This is a genomic window from Aminobacter ciceronei (assembly GCF_014138625.1).
Taxonomy (GTDB): domain Bacteria; phylum Pseudomonadota; class Alphaproteobacteria; order Rhizobiales; family Rhizobiaceae; genus Aminobacter; species Aminobacter ciceronei.
The window spans coordinates 101,750-118,659 of record NZ_JACJHY010000019.1; the positions used below are offsets into that span (position 1 = coordinate 101,750).

14 protein-coding genes are annotated in these 16,910 nt (G+C 61.1%); 7 read left to right on the forward strand and 7 right to left on the reverse strand.

What is annotated here, in order from left to right; genetic code table 11:
• The 6 genes from HNQ95_RS19490 to HNQ95_RS19515 all read right to left on the reverse strand — a co-directional run.
• The coding region (locus tag HNQ95_RS19490) for a hypothetical protein (protein WP_210289167.1) at positions 1-1,160 on the reverse strand (1,160 nt) is incomplete at its 3' end.
• Between the two features lie 230 nt (positions 1,161-1,390).
• Positions 1,391-2,023, reverse strand: a complete 633-nt coding sequence (locus HNQ95_RS19495) for a ribbon-helix-helix domain-containing protein (RefSeq protein ID WP_182575048.1) — start codon at positions 2,021-2,023, stop codon at positions 1,391-1,393.
• Complete coding sequence (locus tag HNQ95_RS19500; protein ID WP_182575047.1) at positions 2,013-3,302, reverse strand: HlyD family type I secretion periplasmic adaptor subunit; 1,290 nt, start codon at positions 3,300-3,302, stop codon at positions 2,013-2,015. Before HNQ95_RS19500 ends, HNQ95_RS19495 begins: the two co-directional genes overlap by 11 nt.
• A 57-nt stretch (positions 3,303-3,359) precedes the next feature.
• Positions 3,360-5,495, reverse strand: coding sequence for a type I secretion system permease/ATPase (locus HNQ95_RS19505; RefSeq protein WP_067968188.1), 2,136 nt, complete (start codon positions 5,493-5,495; stop codon positions 3,360-3,362).
• Between the two features lie 27 nt (positions 5,496-5,522).
• Positions 5,523-6,968 (reverse strand): TolC family outer membrane protein, encoded by a 1,446-nt coding sequence (locus tag HNQ95_RS19510; protein WP_154384383.1) that lies wholly within the window; start codon positions 6,966-6,968, stop codon positions 5,523-5,525.
• A 334-nt stretch (positions 6,969-7,302) separates the two neighbouring features.
• The gene (locus HNQ95_RS19515) at positions 7,303-8,229 is read right to left on the reverse strand and encodes a transglutaminase-like cysteine peptidase (RefSeq protein ID WP_157097247.1); all 927 of its coding nucleotides are present in this window, start codon (positions 8,227-8,229) and stop codon (positions 7,303-7,305) included.
• A gap of 373 nt (positions 8,230-8,602) precedes the next feature.
• On the opposite strand from HNQ95_RS19515, the gene HNQ95_RS19520 reads away from it, so the two are divergent.
• The 4 genes from HNQ95_RS19520 (at position 8,603) to HNQ95_RS19535 (ending at position 12,705) form a co-directional block, all read left to right on the forward strand.
• The gene (locus tag HNQ95_RS19520) at positions 8,603-9,169 is read left to right on the forward strand and encodes a thermonuclease family protein (protein WP_246340890.1); all 567 of its coding nucleotides are present in this window, start codon (positions 8,603-8,605) and stop codon (positions 9,167-9,169) included.
• A 178-nt stretch (positions 9,170-9,347) separates the two neighbouring features.
• The gene (locus tag HNQ95_RS19525; RefSeq protein ID WP_067968194.1) at positions 9,348-10,103 is read left to right on the forward strand and encodes a GGDEF domain-containing protein; all 756 of its coding nucleotides are present in this window, start codon (positions 9,348-9,350) and stop codon (positions 10,101-10,103) included.
• Positions 10,104-10,223: 120 nt separating this feature from the next.
• Positions 10,224-11,447: a TadE/TadG family type IV pilus assembly protein gene (locus HNQ95_RS19530; RefSeq protein WP_067968196.1), complete on the forward strand. Its 1,224-nt coding sequence runs from the start codon at positions 10,224-10,226 to the stop codon at positions 11,445-11,447.
• A 118-nt stretch (positions 11,448-11,565) separates the two neighbouring features.
• A complete protein-coding gene (locus HNQ95_RS19535; protein WP_182575046.1) occupies positions 11,566-12,705 on the forward strand; it encodes a hypothetical protein in 1,140 nt (379 codons plus the stop codon).
• Between the two features lie 117 nt (positions 12,706-12,822).
• Here the strand turns inward: HNQ95_RS19535 and greA are convergent, their stop codons facing one another.
• Positions 12,823-13,305 carry a transcription elongation factor GreA gene (greA, locus tag HNQ95_RS19540; RefSeq protein WP_067968203.1) on the reverse strand — a complete coding sequence of 161 codons (483 nt, stop codon included), beginning with the start codon at positions 13,303-13,305 and terminating at the stop codon, positions 12,823-12,825.
• Between the two features lie 247 nt (positions 13,306-13,552).
• Between greA and HNQ95_RS19545 the strand changes: the two genes are divergently transcribed.
• Genes HNQ95_RS19545 through HNQ95_RS19555 form a run of 3 tightly spaced genes read left to right on the forward strand, consistent with a single transcriptional unit; the run spans position 13,553 to position 16,907 of the window.
• On the forward strand, positions 13,553-14,878 hold the full coding sequence (locus HNQ95_RS19545; protein WP_182575045.1) for an NAD(P)H-dependent oxidoreductase: 1,326 nt from the start codon (positions 13,553-13,555) through the stop codon (positions 14,876-14,878).
• Positions 14,875-15,909 (forward strand): thiamine pyrophosphate-dependent dehydrogenase E1 component subunit alpha, encoded by a 1,035-nt coding sequence (locus HNQ95_RS19550; protein ID WP_182575044.1) that lies wholly within the window; start codon positions 14,875-14,877, stop codon positions 15,907-15,909. The genes HNQ95_RS19545 and HNQ95_RS19550 overlap by 4 nt, the downstream gene beginning before the upstream one ends.
• Entirely contained in the window at positions 15,909-16,907 is a 999-nt protein-coding gene (locus tag HNQ95_RS19555) for an alpha-ketoacid dehydrogenase subunit beta (RefSeq protein ID WP_154384390.1), read from the forward strand. Before HNQ95_RS19550 ends, HNQ95_RS19555 begins: the two co-directional genes overlap by 1 nt.
• Positions 16,908-16,910 lie beyond the last annotated feature (3 nt).

Sequence of the window (16,910 nt, forward strand, 5' to 3'; positions counted from 1 at the left end):
GTCTGGCCGCCTTCGCTGTTGCCAACGGCACCTGCCGTGTTCAGCGCATCTTCATGCACCGTGCCGAGGTTGACCGTCGCGGCATTGTTGACGGGACTATCATCCTCGATGGTCACCGACATATTGGCCGTTGCCGTGCCACCTTTCCCGTCGCTGACGGTGACAGGGATGACCAGCGTCAGCTCATCCTCGCTGCCGCTTATGGGATGGTTGATCGGTCCGGAGAGGACGACAGAATAGCTATCGCCCGTTGCGGTGATGGTTATGATCGGTAAGCCACTGGCCATACCAACCAACTGACTGGTGCCCTGTCCAATCCATTCGATTTTGTCATTGCCGGAGTATAAGTCTGCCATGCCTGCAGGCAACGACGGCACGCCAAACGTATATGACAACGGATCGCCATCCGCATCAGTCGCCGAAAACGGGCCCGTCGCAATGGCCTGATCGGTCGTGTCGCTACTTCCCGAGTCATCCTTGATGCCGTTCTGAAGTCCTTCTTCGGACACCCTTACCGCGAAATCGAGCATTTCCGGCGCACGATTGCGCCGCCCGCCCGGGAAGAGTTCGCGATACTCGTATTGCGGGAACTGCAATGCGGTTGGTGGCAGCAGAGCCGACAGGTCGAAGCCATTGCCGATACCACCAATAGGGGCCTCAAAATTGCCGCCGGAGCTGTTGGCCGAACCAGGTCCAACCGAGATCGATCCGTCAGGACCAAAAGCGACATCGACGCCGCCGGCTTCAAGCGCTGCGATCAGGGCAACTCGTGGAAGCTCGACGTCGCCGAGCATGAAGGTCGGCACGTTCGAGGCAGCGTCCTTGACGACGATTTCGGTGCCGTCGGCCTGCTCGAGGATCAGGTTCTTGCCGTCGACCTTGATGTTGTCGACCGAGACGTTGGCCGGCAGGTGGACAACGTTGGAGGCGTCGGCGGTATATTCGGCTGGTGTGGCCGGCGCGGCTGGGGTGGCATTGGGTTGGGCCGCCTGGATGGGCTGGCCGGAGCCGGCATCGACCGGAACAGGGTCGGCTTTTGCTGCCGGCTCGGTCGCCTGCGCGAGGAGCTGCACCTCCGACAATGGCACTGCCTGGTCGAGCAGCGGGTCGCTACCGGTTGCAGTTGCCGAAAGATTTCCCAGGTCAACGGAGGTTGCCATAGCCCATCCCCTAATTTCTTGCTGGCCGCAGCAGAGCAACGAGATTTGGGTGATTGCAACGGGGGCGTGCGCAAAGCTGCATATCCCATTATGCAGGCACGCAGGAAAACTTAACGGGTGGTTAATTTAGCGATGTGAGATGCGCCGGAGCACTGTTCCGAACAGACTTCGGCTAGGTGTCGTGAGTATCGCGCAAGGTGTCCTGTTGAAGCCAGGAGTCTTGGCTGCAACTATCCGTTGACGACAAAGGAAAGCAGCAGATCCGGCGACTTGACGGGGGCGCGGACGATGTTGAGCTGGCCGCGATAGCGCCGCTCGGCAGTGGCGAGGACGAAGCCGCTGGCGATGGGTATGCCGTAGTTGGCATCGAGCCTTGTGAAGATATCGGCGACGTTCAGGTCGAGGGACAGCCTGAGGTCGCGGCGGGCTTCTTCACCAAAGCCGACGGGTAAATGCCGCTTGACCAGGTTCTGGAAGGCCGGATTGAAGGTCAGGATCTTCTTTGTCGACGACAATGCGAAGGCCGGCGCCGGGCAGGCGCCCAGGATGGCGTTGATGGTCCTGAGCGAAGCGAGTTTGGCCAGTGCCGCACTTTGATCGGTCATCCAGCGCAGGCAGGCGACGCGGATGGCCGAGGTCAGGTTGCCGGTCTCGTTGTTGGACAGTTCGATCTGGTCGACCATTTCGCCGAGCGTCAGGTGCTTGTCTTCGGCGAGCTGTTTCAGCGTTGCCCAGAACACCCGTTCGAGCTTGATGCCGCGCCGCGTGCCCTGGCGCACGACAACGCGGAAATCCGAGGTCAGATCGTCGGCCGAGTAAATGTGGAGCGCGGGTCCACCGGGCGACACTCCGCTACCGTTCATGGAGCGCCTCGTCGCGCGCCTTGTTGATGGGTTTCAGCAGATAGGTCAGGATCGTCTTGCGCCCGGTGATGATCTCCACCGTGCTGATCATGCCGGGAATGATGGAATAGGACTTGCCGTCCCGTTCCAGCGCCGAGCGGTCAGTCGAGACCCGGACCTGATAGTAGGGTTCGCCGGTATTCTGATCGACCAGGCTGTCGGCGGTGATGTTCTGGACCTTGCCGTCGAGGCCGCCGAAGATCGAGAAATCATAGGCCGAGACCTTGATCAGAGCCTTCTGATCCGGACGGATGAAAGCGACGTCGCGCGGCGAGACGCGGGCTTCGACCAGCAAGGTCTCGGACGTCGGAACGATGCCTGCCACCACGGCGCCAGGCTGGACGAAGGCGCCCAGCGTGTTGACGTCGAGCGTGTTGACGATGCCGTCGACCGGCGAGCGGATGTCGGTGCGGGCGACACGGTCGCTGGCGCCGCGGATCGTCTCTTCGACGACCGAGAGTTCGGCTAGCGCCTGGGTCAGTTCGTCAAGCGCTTCCTGTTGCAACTGCAGGCCGAACTCGTCGACTTGCAGCTTGGCCTCGACGATCGCAGCACCGGTCCGCTTGATCGTCTCGTCGGCGAGATTGAGCTGTCCTCGCATCTCCGTCTGTTCGCGGTCGACGCGGATCTGTTCGGTCTTGGCCATCAAGTTGCGCTTGACCATGGAGGTGACGAGCTCGGCTTCCCTGTTACTGACGCCAAGGCTCTCCGTCAGGCGCTGGACATTGACCTTCGCCTCGTTCAGTTCCTTCTCGCGCTGGTCCAGCCGTGACTTCAGCACATTGAGCTTGGTTTCGAAATTTTGCCTGCGTGCCACCAGCAGCTTCTGCTCGTTCTCGCAAATCTCGGGGGCTGTCTTCACAAGGCTTTCGGGGCAAGCGAGCGGCTCGCCGATCCGGCCTTCCTGCTCCTGCTTGAGCCGGGCGATGCGTGCGCTGAGCGTGCGCGCCTTTGCCTGCTGTTCGCCTAGGCTCGAGGTGCTGACCGTGTTGTCGAGTCGAATGATGAGGTCGTTCTTCTTGACCACCTGGCCGATCTTCACGGCGATCTCCTGGACCACGCCGGCTTCGCTTGCCTGCACGATCTGGGTCTTGGAGGCCGGAATGACCTTGCCTTCGCCACGCGCGATCTCGTCGATCTCGGCGAACGAAGCCCATACCACAAACGCCGCAAACAGGGCTGCGATGATCAGCACCACAGCCGATGCAAATAAAGGCGGCCTGTCCTCCCTGGCTATCATTAGAACTCCATTATATTGAACAAAGCCAATATAATCACCCCTTGAGACGACAAAATCTTAGCCATTGGGCTTCTGCAATGCCTGAATGACTTTCTCCTTGGGGCCATCGGCGACGACACGCCCTTGTTCGACAACGATCAGGCGGTCGACGATTTCCAGCATACTGTAGCGGTGGGTCGATATGATCAGCGTGGTCTTGTCGTCGAAGGCGACCTTCAACTGCTTGATGAGCTGACGCTCGGAGGCCAGGTCCATCGATCCAGACGGTTCGTCGAGGAAGACGATCTTCGGCCTGGTCAGCAGAAGCCGTGCGATCGCCACCGCTTGTCGCTGGCCACCGGACAGATTGGTGCCGCGCTCGCCGACATTCATGTCGTAACCGCGCGGATGGCGCGAGACGAACTCGTCGACGCCGGCAGCTTTGGCAGCGAGGATGATGTCCTCGTCGGTTGCCTCCGGGCGCGCCATGAGCAGGTTTTCCTTGATCGTGCCCGAGAAGAGGTCGCCGGCCTGGGCGACGATGCCGACGGCGGCGCGAACCTCGGAAGGGTGATACTGGCGCACATCGATGCCATCGAGCAGTAGCTCGCCACTGGTGGGGAGGAACAGCCGCCCGACCAGCCGGCCGAAGGTCGTCTTGCCGGATCCGATACGGCCAATGATGCCAACGCGCTCGCCGGGATTGATCGAGAGGTTGACGCCTGTCAGAACCTCGGTCTCGGTCCCTGGATAGACAAAGCCGACATTGCGCAGCGTCAGGGCGCCGACCCGGATCGGGCGATTGACGAACCCGACCGTGTCGGGCCGGTCTTCAGGCTGTTGCATGATGGAATTCAACACCCGAAGCGACAGCATGGCTTGGCGAAAGCGGGCAATAGTCATGGCCAGTTGCCCGAGCGGCGCCACAGCGCGGCCCGAAAGCATGACCGCGGCGATAATGGCTCCAGTGGAAATCGATCCGTTGTCGAATGCGTAAGCACCAGCCACCACCAGCGCTACAGTCACCAATTGCTGGACGAACTGCGTCATGTTGGCTGCGGCTGCGGAAAGCTGCTTGATCTTTTCTGATGTATTGGCCGCGTTTTTGGAATGCTCGCGCCATTTCCGCAGCAGATAGGCTTCGGCACGCAGGGACTTGATCGTCTCGACCGTGGATATCGACTCGACCAGCAACGCCTGACGTTGCGAAGCCTCATTCATGGAAGCGGCAACACGCTTGCCGATGCGCTGCTGGGCAACAAGCCCGATGGCGACCGCGGCTACGAAGGCGACTATCGGAATAATCACCAGCCATCCTGATATGGCGTAGATCACCAACAGGAAGATGAAGACGAAGGCGGTGTCGATGAAGGTGCTGACGGTGTTGGAGGTGAAGAATTCGCGGACGAATTCGTATTGCGTAACGCGGTTGGCATACTCGCCGGTGGATGCCGGGCGAGCACTGAGCGAAGTGTTGAGCACTTTCTCGAATAGCATGTAGGAAATGCGCAGGTCGGCCTTGCGGCCGGCATGGTCGATAAGTGCCGCGCGTGCCGTCTTGAGCAAAAGGTCGAACAGGATTGCGGTCGACACACCGATCGCCAGGACCCAAAGCGATGAGATCGCCTTGTTGGGCAGGATGCGGTCATAGACGTTCATCGTGAAGATGGGCGACGCGATGGCGAGAAGGTTGATGAAGATCGCAGCCAAGGCAACGCGTGAATAGGACCGCCAGAACGTCCCGAGTGTTCCATAGAGCCAATGCGGCCGCTCGATCCTGGCCGCGTTGCCGAGGGTCATGTTCTCGGCGGTGTTGGCATAAGTGATGGAGAAGCCGACACCGCCTAAGATGGGAACGGCCGTCAGCTCAGTCCGCGATATCGATGTGCGGCCGTCTTCCTGCGGACCGGTCAGGAACTCCGCGCCGTCGCTTTGTTCGGCCAGTACCGCGATCGGCAGGCGATTGGGACGAAAGATGATGGCCGGCAGGTCGAATCGGCCGCGCATGAAGTCGCGATGCGCGAACTCGGTCGTTTCAAGGCCGATCCGTTCGGCAAGGTGCTTGATTTCCTGGACCTCGATCCGCTCTTCCGAGATCGGCACGCCGGCGAACAGCACGGTTTCGGCGCTCGGCCGGCCCAGGTACGCGGCCACAGCCGAAAAGCAGGACTTGAATGCTTCGACCGGGGTCTGGATATGCGCCTGCTGATTCATGACGGACGGGGTCTGCCGTCAGACGCCCTACTTCTTTCTGACTGGGGCCAAGAGATCAAAAGGCATGTCGTTTGCCTGCTGCGAAGGTGTCCGCGCATAAGTCTCAGTGTCGGCTGTCGCCGGCACGTTGAACTCTGTTCGGGCATAGGCGTCAGCCTGCTTTGCCGGTTGAAGGTTCATCGTCTGGAGCAACTGGCCGGTTGCTGCCAGTAGGCGATACTCGGCAAAGAGCGACGCAAATGCGGCGGTGTTGGAAAGCGTCGCTGTGTTGAAACGCGTATTCTGCGCGTCCAGCACGTCGAGCAGCGAGCGCTGGCCGACCTTGAACTGCTCTCGATAGGAGGTGACCAGCCTGTCGTTGGCGATGGACTGCTGGCGCAGCGTCTTGGCTAAGTCAGCCTGACGGAAGCGGCGGTCCCATGAAATCCGCACGGCCTCCTCGATCTCGCGCTGTACCTGGTGCAGGGCGAGCCGCTGTTCGCTGACGCGCCGGATCTGCTCCTGCTCGTTGGCCTTGTCGATGCCGCCGCGATAAAGGTTCCAGCGCAACACCAGCCGGGCCTGCAGATCGTTGGTTTCGTCCTCGGCGCCGTCAATGTCATTGCCGATCCGGGCGCGGCCTTCGGCGACGACCTCGGGGCCGTATTTGGCGCGGGCCGCATCGACGAGCGAGGCGGCAGCGTCGATGTCGCTATTGGCCATGTGGACGCGCGGATTGTTGCGGCGCGCAAGGCCGAGCGCATCATCGAGTGAGCGGGGCAGGGCCCTGGCTACGGAACCAGGCTTGGACGGGTTGGTTAGCGGCTTGCCGACGGTCTTGAAGAACCGGATCTTTGCCGCTTCGAGCTCTTCAGAGGCTTCCTGCACACGGGCCTTGGCGGCGTAGAGGCGCTCCTCGGCCTGCTGGCGGTCGGCGTCGGTGAGTGCGCCGCCTTGGATGCCCTCTCGAATGTCGCCGAGGATTGACTGATGGAAGCCGAGGTTCCGCTTGGCGTCGCCTACGATCTGCGCCTGCAGCAGGTATTCGAGGTAGTCCTGGACGACCGACAGGCCGATGAATTCGGAGCGTTCAAGGACGCGGAAGGATGCGCCGTCGACGCGCGATGCTTGGCGGGTCAGTTCGGCGCGGCGGGCGCCGTTGTCGAACAGCTTCTGGGTGACAACCACGCCGGCTTCCGACGGGTAAAGCTCATCATCTTCGATGCCGCTGAGGCGCCGTGACGGGTTGTCGAGGCGGCGCACACCGGTCGACGCTTCGAGGTCGACGCTTGGGAGATAGAGCCCCTTTGCCTGCCTGAGTTCGAATTCGATTGCTTCGCGGTTCTCGATGGCCTGGCCGATTTCCGGATTGGATTCGACGGCAACCGCCATTGCTTCCTTGAGCGTCAGCGCATTTGCACCCGTGCCCGACAGCATGGTCGCAGCAAGCATGACGGTCAGCCGTGCCGCCAGTTGTCCAAGGCGCTTAGGCATTAAGTATCTCCCCACTCCACCCCGACGCCGAAGCGTTCGGGAACCCGATCGTACCCAACTAGACGTAATTATCCAGCAGTGAACTAAAATCGACAGCGTTTTGATTGCTCTGGCGTAGTTTTCACTGGTTTTGCGCCATTTGACCTGAGCGCTGATGCAAAAATGCTACATCTCGTGGCACTAAAGTGTCGGGGTCGGGTTAAACGCTGAGGTTGCGAAGCTGGACACCACACATGGTCTCCTGACCTTCGTGCCGCTAGAAATTTCTCGGGCGGGAGCCGCTCTGTTGATTCGTGTAGAAATCTTCCGCATCGGGTCGTGGGTCGGCGTCTATCTATTGCGCCAATGGGCCTTCACCAGGTGCAATCGCAGCAAAATTGTTACCTGCAGACGCGATTTGCTCTGATCCGGCGCGTGCGCCGTGGATCCAGGCTCGATCGGTGCTGAACGAATAAAGCGGGACATAACTCTTCAGCGCCCCATCACGCAGAACCTGGTTGCTCAGATTGTCGAGGATGAAGGTTCCACTTTGGGTGGCAACCGACAGCACGGCGTGGAAGACGCCGCGGCTCGCATCTTGGAGAACCACCAGCGACATGCTTTGTGCCGGAACGCCGGCTTTGATCAGTGCCGACATCTTTAGAATGGCAAAATCTTCACAGTCGCCGGCACCGCGCGACAGTATTTCAGAGGGCTTCGCCCAGTAATCGAGATTGCCATAAACGCCCTGGTCCTTGCGATAGGCGATCATCGTGTTGACGGCACGGTTCACGACGGCAAGCTTGTCGAGAAATTTCCTGTCGCGGCTGTCCTCGGCAAGTCCGAAAAGTGCGGCGCCATTCTTGCCGCATGAAGTTTCGGTGCAGCCACTGATGTCGCGATAGACCTTGGCCCACCGGCCTGCCACCGGGAAGTTGCGCATCGGGATTGCGACCGAGCCGAAAACGCCCGGAATGATGGCTGCCGTTTTCATCGGGTCGACGCCGGCGGGCGTTGCCGGCGCATCAACTGCGGTGCGCGCCACGAGCCCGTAGCCGTCGAAGTCCGGTCCGAACTGGAAAGGCTGGGCCGTGGCGACAGTCATGGGTTCCGCCAGCATCAGGCCGCCAAGAAGCTGAGGCATCGGCATCTCGGACTTCACGGATGCTTCGGCGGTGCGATCCTGACTTGCCGCGGCGCCCTGCACTGCAACGGCGAGGAACACCGCCGCGGCAAAGCTTTTGGTCAGGTATCTTGCAAAAGTGGCTGCTGTTGCTTTCATTTCGCCCACCTATTTTGATGAACGATAGCAACGACATATCAAATTATCGGAAAGGAACTGGGATAATTGTCATATAATCTTGAAGCGATATTTTAGATCAAATTTTATCGAAGTTTTTCACTTGTCCCGTGAGTGACTGGCGCTCTGCGGCGATCCGTGGCCTTCTTGCGACAGGGCAGGCATTTTGGGCGAGTGGCCGCTCATCTGCACAGAGTGTGGTGTGACACGCATGGAACCGGTGCGTTCGGTGCTAATCAAGATCGGAGCTGCGACAGCCATCGGCGCCGTTGCGTTCATAGTCGGGTCGCTGCGAACCCTGCCACGGCAACCGATTTTCAGTGACGCCGTTCCGGCTCGGGCGGAGCATTCCCCGGTGCAGGCCCATGAAAAAGCGGGTGGCCAGCCGAGAATACATAAAGAGGTCGCCGCCTTGCGCTCGATCGCGCCCGAGATTGTTGCGCCACCTGATGTTGTCGGACTTGGATTGCAGCGCGTCGAGGCACGGCCTCCGCTCAGCGAGCTCGGGCTTGCCGCGCCTCCGAAGCCGGTCACGCCTGATGATTGGGAGGGAACGATACTGTATCGACCGGTCGTCACCTCGTCCGCTTCGTTCGAGGCCATGGGCTTCACAATCCTCGTCGCCGGAACGGAGCCTGTCGGGCTGGACCAGTCCTGTGACTTCCAAGGCGTGGCGTGGCGCTGCGGCGAGCGAGCCAGGCTCGCCTTCAGATACTGGCTGCGCGGTCGCGCACCGCTCTGCCAGGTGTTCCCGCCGGCCGAAAGGCAGCCGGTTGCGGCCGCATGCAGGCTCGGCAAGCAGGATCTCGGCGCCTGGCTGGTGTCAAACGGCTGGGCCTATGCGCGTCCGGGCGGCGGGTATGAGAAGGCCGAGGCCGTGGCGCGCAAGGCAAGAATGGGCGTGTTCGGGCCGCCAGATTGAAGCTGCCATGCCATTCAGACCGGTCGCTGAGGCTGCTATCAAGCCAAAATTGCGCGACTTTCGACCGGTTTCGTCAAACTGTTCGAAATCACACAAGGAATGTTTCATTCTCCACAGGTAGATCGATTCGAGCATTGGAGCGGAGGGATCTGGCGTGGACATTTCTGGTACGGGGAATATGGCTGGCAGTTCTGCGGCGGTGTTGCGCTATGCCGGTCTTGGCACGGCTGCTTGCGCCGTCGTTGCGTCGGGTGCCGCCGCACTCCTGTTTCAGGGCCAGGCTGACAGCATATTCTGGCGCGGCGTGATTGGCGCCGGCGTCGTTGCCGGTCTCGTCGCCGCACCGCTGCTGACGATCATTGCCAATGAGCGGCGCAAGTTTGCCGCTCTGAAATCCGAAGTCAGCCGCCTGTCATCTGTCGATGCGCTGACCTCGTGTCTGAACGGCAGCGTGTTCGCGAGTCTGATCGACGCCTTCCGCAACTCGCCTTCCAGCCGGCAGGGTGCCTTGCTGGTTGTCGATATTGACGACTTCAGGGCAATCAACGCCCGGTTCGGCCATGCCTGGGGCGACGAGGTGCTCAAGATCGTTGCCGGCGCAATCAAGTCGTCCGTCCGTGGCGGAGATCTCGTCGGCCGCATCGGTGGCGAGGAGTTCGGTGTCTTTCTGCCCGGCGCCAGCAAGGAAAATGCCGAGCGTGTTGCCGAGCGTATCCGCGGCTCGATCTCCGAGACGGTGCTAGAGCCGGGTGGCCGCAACTGCCCGCTGACGGTCAGCGTCGGCGCAGTCCTGTTCGACGATCAGTTCGAGTTCGACGAGATGTTCCGCAAGGCCGACGGTCGTCTCACCGAGGCCAAGGCTCGCGGTCGCAACCGCGTCGAATTCACCGACATGTCGGACGACAGCGACGACAGGCCCAGCCTGAACGCCTGACGCAGCCATGGCCTTCCTAGCCGATTGTTCAACATATAGTCGGCATTTTAACGGTTCTGGCAACAAATGCTGAAATGTCAGCATGCCCTAATGTGACCGCAACTTCTGGCGGGGTCGGGCATGCGCAATTTTTTCCGGTCGGAGCACGGCAATATCGCGGTGACTACGACTATCGCTATGGTGCCGATCATGACTGGCGTAGCCGGGCTTGTAGATTTCGTCAGCATTAGCAACAAAGCGGACAGACTTCAGAATTCACTCGATGTTTCTGCGCTTGCGATTGCAACCAAATACTACTCAGGGATGTCTGGCGACGACCTGAAAAGCCTCGGCCGAGACTTCTTCGATTCGAACCTCGCTCGGGTCCGCAATGACGCCAGCGAGCTCGTCTACAATGATCAGGTCACCGATTTCGACGCATCTGCGACAACCTCGGGCGATATCAGCCACATTGAGGTCACCTCGACGATCGAGCAGCCGGGCATGGTCGGGAACATCGAATGGCGAACCGCCAGGCGCGCTGTGGTCGAGGTGGCGCCGGGACAGCCGGCTTGCGTACTAGCACTTGATCCGACCGCATCGGCCTCGGTCAAGCTTCAAGGCTCAACCCATGTGGTGCTTGACGGTTGCGTTATTGCCTCGAACTCCAGCGCCAACGACTCGGTATCGAGAGGCGGATCGGCGCAGGTAGCAGCAGAGTGCGTGACCACTGTCGGCGGCACAAATGGGCTCACCGGCTACAACACCGACCTCGAATGTGGCATTCCGCGCGAGAACCAGTACGCGTCGCTCGACCCGCTCGCGAATGTCGTTCCGCCGTCCTATACGGCCTGCAAGTCAGTGCCTGGCGGCAAAACCAAGACTCTTTCGCCTGGTACATTCTGCGACAAGACAATCTCAGGCGATGTCACACTCGATCCGGGAACCTACATTCTAAGGGGCGGCCAGATAAAGCTCGGCGGCAACGGTTCGCTCACCGGCATTGGCGTGACGATTTTCCTGATGGAAGGCGCGGAATTCACCTCGAACGCAAACGAGATCATCAATTTGTCGCCGCCATCCGAAGGATCCTACGCAGGCATCACAATCTACCAAGAGCGGACCAACGCCAATGCCGTGGTGATCAATGGTGGATCGGGTTCGAATGTGACCGGGTTCATCTACGCGCCGGGTGCGCATGTCTTTTATGCCGGCAATTCTGAGATGTCGGGTTCAGGTCAATGTATTCGTATTGTCGGCAATACCGTCGAAATGACCGGCAATTCATCGGTCACTTCAAACTGCGAAGCCGAGCTTGGTGGTAAGAAGATGTATGCCGGCCGCATCATCAGGCTGGTGCGTTGATGGCATGCCATCAAGACATTTCAGACTGAAACACGAGTTGGCTGGCACGCATATCGCGGAATCTTAATGTGGCGTCGGGCTTGATTCGAATTCTGGACCGAGAGAGGGAGAAAATCAGGTGACCAATAGCAGGAAGCTTCTTGTCAGCGCGGCATCCGCGCTCGCCATCAGCGCATTGCCGATCAAGCTCGACATCGGATCAAGTGGCGGTTTTGCCCAAACGTCGGCCTTCGCCAAGAGCGAGAATGGCGGCGGCAACGGCGGTGGCGGTAATGGCGGAGGTGGGGATCGGGGTAATGGTGGTGGCAAGAGCAATGGCTCTTCCAACGGCAAGTCTGCATCGGCAGCCGGTAAGACCAAATCAAACGGCGGCGTCCAGACGGCCTCTGCCGGCAACTTGATGAAATCGATCTTCGGTGGCGGACAGACGAAAAAGTCGGCGGCTGCGAACAACAAGCGTACGACGCCGAAAACTGCAAAGACCAAGCAGCATCTCAAGACCCTGCCGGCCAACGTACTGCCGGCCTCCGTGGAGGTGCCAGGGGCAAAGCCTGTCAAGGAAAAGAACCTCAATGCGCGCTTGGCGGCTCTCAACTCGCTTAATCGCAACTACCACGCCTATCTGAATTCCCAGTCTCCGCGCATGGCGCTTGTCAGGGAGTATGTTCTGAATTCGGCCAAGGCTGAGTTGGCGGTTGAAGCGGCTGCGGCGGCAGCCGAAAAGGCAGCCCAACTGCAAGCTGCGTTGGACGCCGCCGCCGCTGCCATCGTGCCTTTTGACGGCAGTGCGCCGATCGTCGACCCGACTGCAGATGCCCTTCAGGCACGCCTCGATGCACTGAATGCCCTGGAGCCACCGGTTGATCCTACAGAACTGGCCGCATTTGAAGCCGAGAAGCAAGCGCTGTCCGACGCACTTGCGGCCGCAGATGATTTGGCCCAGGCGGAACAGGATCTCGCCGACGCCCAGGCGGCAGCCGATGCCGCTGCCGAAGGCACCAGCGAAGACGACCTCAAGGAGGCGTTGCTCGCGGCAGCCAATCCCAACCGCGTCGCCGAATATGGCGACGACTATTTGAATGATGAGGTCATGGATTGGGCCAAGGATGTCCTTGGCGTGGGCGACGCCTACGGCAAGATCGACGAGATCAAGGCGACCTTGCCGACCGAGACCGCGGACGTAACGGCGGTGGTCGATCCAGTGCCTGAGGTTGCGACAGAGCCGGCCGTTACACCGCTCGTTCTGCCGGCCAATTAAAGGCGTTCGGTCGGTCGTTTAGCCAGCCAGGATTCTAACCGCCGCTGGGCATCTGGCGGTGGTCAGGCTAAGGGGCAGTGGTTCGGCGCTGCTGCGGTCGTCGACATCCAGTACCGGTCAGGAAATAGCCAGGATCTCGAGCTCGTGCTGCCCCAACATGACGATGTCGCCTACGGTCTTGCCTATAAGTGCCAGGGCGACCGGCGAACCATGTGAAATGGAGGCTTGAGACGGGTTGGCCTCGTCCTCGCCGACGATTCGGAAGCTCTGGGTGCGGCCATCGTCACGTTCGAAGGTGACGGTGTGACCGAACGCAACCACTTCGTTCGAGGTTGGTGCCGGCATGAGCTGGGCCGTATGCACGCGTTCAGCAAAATAGCGCATGTCCCGAACCGGAACCGCCGACTGCCGTCGCCGCTCATTGACGTCTTCAATCAAATTCGCGGCCTCGAGCGCCTGCTGGGCACGGGCCAACTCGTCCTGCAGTATCTTAAGGCCCGCCGCCGTGACGAGGTTGACCCGCTCGGAGATCGGGCGCGGTGGCAGAACGGTTTCCGATGCCGCCTCGGCACTGTCTTCCTTGGCAAATGCGACGCTCACTTGGCCGGTACTCCGTCGAACTCTGTTCCCAAGTGGTAGCCCACAGCCAACAATAAAGCTGCAACAATCTGCTGGCGCAGCTTGAGCCGGTGCGGCCGGCGGCTGTTGATGGTCCCGGCTACGCCAAAAAAAGCTCGCGAGCGACATCGCATCGGTGCCATGAATTGTGGACATTCGTATTGACACAAATACAGATGTTCATTACCTCTGGGCGCAATTGAAGAGCGTGCCCGGGAGGACCCATCGGATGACCATCAACGTAGCCCCTGTCGGCTTGGCGCGGGATCTTGCCGAGCGAGGCAAGTCGGGCAAGCCGATCCGCATCGGCCTGATCGGCTCGGGCGAGATGGGCACCGACATCGTTGCGCGTGTGGCGCATATGCCCGGCATCGAGGTCGGCGCGATTTCCGAGCTCAACCTGCCCAACGCCCATCGCGCCGTCGACATCGCCTATCAGGAGAAGGGTCACGCCCGCGAAGTTGCCTCCGGTTCGGCGCTGAACGAAGCCATCGAGGCCGGCAAGGTCGCGGTCACCAACGATGCCGACCTGATCCTCAACAGCGGCCTGATCGACGTCGTCATCGATGCGACGGGCGTTCCTGCCGTCGGCGCCGAGATCGGCCTGCGCGCCATGGAGCATGGCAAGCATCTGGTGATGATGAATGTCGAGGCCGACGTCACCATCGGTGCCTATCTCAAGTCAGAGGCCGACAGGCTTGGCGTCACCTATTCGCTCGGCGCCGGCGACGAGCCGTCGTCCTGCATGGAGCTGATCGAATTCGTTTCGGCGATGGGCCACACCATCGTCGCCGCCGGCAAGGGAAAGAACAACCCGCTCAACATCGATGCGGTGCCGCACGACTATGCCGAGGAAGCAGCCCGCCGCAACATGAACGTGCGCATGCTTGTCGAGTTCGTCGACGGCTCGAAGACGATGGTCGAGATGGCGGCGATCGCCAACGCCACCGGTCTGGTGCCCGACAAGGCCGGCATGCACGGCCCGGCCGCGACCTTGCCCGAGCTCAACAAGGTTCTGGTCCCGGAACAGGACGGCGGTGTTCTCTCCAAGGTCGGCGTCGTCGACTATTCGATCGGCAAGGGGGTTGCCCCCGGCGTCTTCGTCATCGCCGACATGTCGCATCCGCGCATCCGCGAGCGCATGGAAGATCTGAAGATGGGCCATGGCCCGTATTTCACCTTCCATAGGCCCTATCACCTGACCTCGCTCGAGGTGCCGCTGACCTGTGCCCGTGTCGTGCTCTACGGCAAGGCCGACATGGTGCCGCTGGCCAAGCCGGTGGCCGATGTCTGCGCGGTGGCCAAGAAGGACCTTGCACCCGGCGATGCGCTCGATGCCATCGGCGAATACAGCTACCGCGCCTGGATCATGACGGCGGGCGAGGCGCGCGCCGCCAAAGCCATCCCTTGTGGCCTGCTGCAGGGCGGCACCGTCACCGCGCCGATCCGGAAGGGCGAGCTGATCACCACGGCCAATGCATCCGTTGCCCCGAATTCGAAGATCGCCGAGCTGCGTGCGAGGCAGGACAGGCTGGTCTATGGAGCGGAGGCATGACGGTGGCCCAGGCTAAGGCCAAGAACCTGCCGGCGGGTGCGAACCTGCCCTTCATCTACCGCGAATACAGCGCCGAGCGGCTGAAGCTGGCTCTGCACAAGATGTACCTCATCCGCCAGTTCGAAGAGGGCGCGGAAGAGTCCTACATGCGCGGCCTGATCCACGGCACGATGCACCTGTCCATCGGCCAGGAGGCGAGCGCCATGGGCATCTGCATGCCGCTCACCAATGACGACCAGATCACCTCGACCCACCGTGGCCATGGCCATTGCATCGCCAAGGGCGCCGAGGTTTCCAAGATGTTCGCCGAGTTCTTCGGCAAGACCACGGGTTATTGCCGCGGCCGCGGCGGCTCGATGCACATTGCCGACGTGACCACCGGCAATCTCGGCGCCAACGGCATCGTCGGCGGCGGCATTCCGATTGCCGTCGGTGCGGCACTTACTGCCAAGCGTCTGAAATCGGACCGAGTCGTCATCTCCTTCTTCGGTGACGGCGCCAACAATGAGGGTGCTTTCCACGAGGCGCTCAACATGGCTTCGCTGTGGAAGCTGCCGGTCATCTTCGTCTGCGAGAACAACGGTTACGGTATGTCGACCTCGATGGCCCGCTCGACGGCTGTCGCAAATGTCGCCGACCGTGCCGCCGCCTATTCGATGCCGGGCGTGATCGTCGACGGCAACGTGCTGTCCGAGGTCGCTGAAGCCAGCCATGAGGCCGTGCGCCGCGCGCGGCTAGGGGAGGGGCCGACGCTGATCGAGTCCAAGACCTATCGTTATCGCGGTCACTCCAAGAGCGACCGCAATCGCTACCGGACCAAAGAAGAGATCGAGGACTGGATGACCAACCGCGATCCGATCGTCCGCTACGAGAATGAACTGATGGAATTCGGCATCATCGACCAGGCAGGCATCGAGGCGATCCGCGAGGCGGTGCGCAAGGAGATTGCCGACGGCATCGAGTTCGCCAAGGCGAGCCCGTCGCCCGAGATCCGCAATCTCGAACGCTACGTCTACACGGAGACTGTGTAATGGATCAGGCCGTGCGTGAACTGAGCTATGCCCAGGCGATCCAGGAAGCCATGGCGATTGCGCTTGAGAGCGATGAACGCGTCTTTCTGATGGGCGAGGACATCGGCGTCTATGGCGGTGCCTTTCAGGTGACCGGCGACCTGGTCGAGCGTTTCGGCGCCGACCGCGTCATCGACACGCCGATCTCGGAACTCGGCGGTGCTGGTGTTGCCGTCGGTGCTGCGGTGACGGGCCTGCGTCCTATCTTCGAGTTCCAGTTCTCCGATTTCGCCACGCTCGCCATGGAGCAGATTGTCAACCAGGCCGCCAAGATGCGCTACATGCTTGGCGGCGCGGTTTCGGTGCCCGTGGTCATGCGTTTCCCGGCCGGTTCCGGCACGGGTGCTGCCGCCCAGCACAGCCAGAGCCTGGAAGCCTGGCTCGGCCATGTGCCCGGCCTGAAGGTGATCCAGCCGGCGACGCCGTACGACGTCAAGGGCATGCTGCTCGCAGCCGTTGCCGATCCCGACCCGGTGATGATCTTCGAGCACAAGCTGCTCTACAAGACCAAGGGCCCGGTGCCCGAAGGCTACTACACCGTGCCGATCGGCAAGGCCGAAATCCGCCGCGAGGGCCGCGACCTCACCATCGTCGCCACCTCGATCATGGTGCACAAGGCGCTGGAAGCTGCCAAGACGCTCGAGGCCGAAGGCATCGACGTCGAGGTCGTCGACCTGCGCACCATCAGGCCGATGGATAAGGAGACCGTCATCGAGAGCGTCAAGAAGACGTCGCGTCTGCTCTGCGTCTATGAAGGCGTGAAGACGCTCGGCGTCGGTGCCGAAGTCAGCGCCATGATCGCCGAGAGCGAGGCGTTCGACTTCCTCGACGCGCCGATCGTACGTCTCGGCGGCGCCGAGACGCCGATCCCCTACAATCCGGAACTGGAAAAGGCGACCGTGCCGCAGGTGCCCGACATCCTGGCCGCTGTGCGTAGCCTCGCTACGGGGAGCCGCTAGGCC

What these genes read in the sequence shown, in the direction of transcription:
- HNQ95_RS19500 (WP_182575047.1), bottom strand. Translation starts at nt 3,302, where the DNA reads ATGATAGCCAGGGAGGACAGGCCGCCTTTATTTGCATCGGCTGTGGTG.
- HNQ95_RS19550 (WP_182575044.1), top strand. Translation starts at nt 14,875, where the DNA reads ATGACGGTGGCCCAGGCTAAGGCCAAGAACCTGCCGGCGGGTGCGAAC.
- HNQ95_RS19530 (WP_067968196.1), top strand. Translation starts at nt 10,224, where the DNA reads ATGCGCAATTTTTTCCGGTCGGAGCACGGCAATATCGCGGTGACTACG.
- HNQ95_RS19545 (WP_182575045.1), top strand. Translation starts at nt 13,553, where the DNA reads ATGACCATCAACGTAGCCCCTGTCGGCTTGGCGCGGGATCTTGCCGAG.
- HNQ95_RS19505 (WP_067968188.1), bottom strand. Translation starts at nt 5,495, where the DNA reads ATGAATCAGCAGGCGCATATCCAGACCCCGGTCGAAGCATTCAAGTCC.
- HNQ95_RS19515 (WP_157097247.1), bottom strand. Translation starts at nt 8,229, where the DNA reads ATGAAAGCAACAGCAGCCACTTTTGCAAGATACCTGACCAAAAGCTTT.
- HNQ95_RS19525 (WP_067968194.1), top strand. Translation starts at nt 9,348, where the DNA reads ATGGCTGGCAGTTCTGCGGCGGTGTTGCGCTATGCCGGTCTTGGCACG.
- HNQ95_RS19495 (WP_182575048.1), bottom strand. Translation starts at nt 2,023, where the DNA reads ATGAACGGTAGCGGAGTGTCGCCCGGTGGACCCGCGCTCCACATTTAC.
- HNQ95_RS19555 (WP_154384390.1), top strand. Translation starts at nt 15,909, where the DNA reads ATGGATCAGGCCGTGCGTGAACTGAGCTATGCCCAGGCGATCCAGGAA.
- HNQ95_RS19510 (WP_154384383.1), bottom strand. Translation starts at nt 6,968, where the DNA reads ATGCCTAAGCGCCTTGGACAACTGGCGGCACGGCTGACCGTCATGCTT.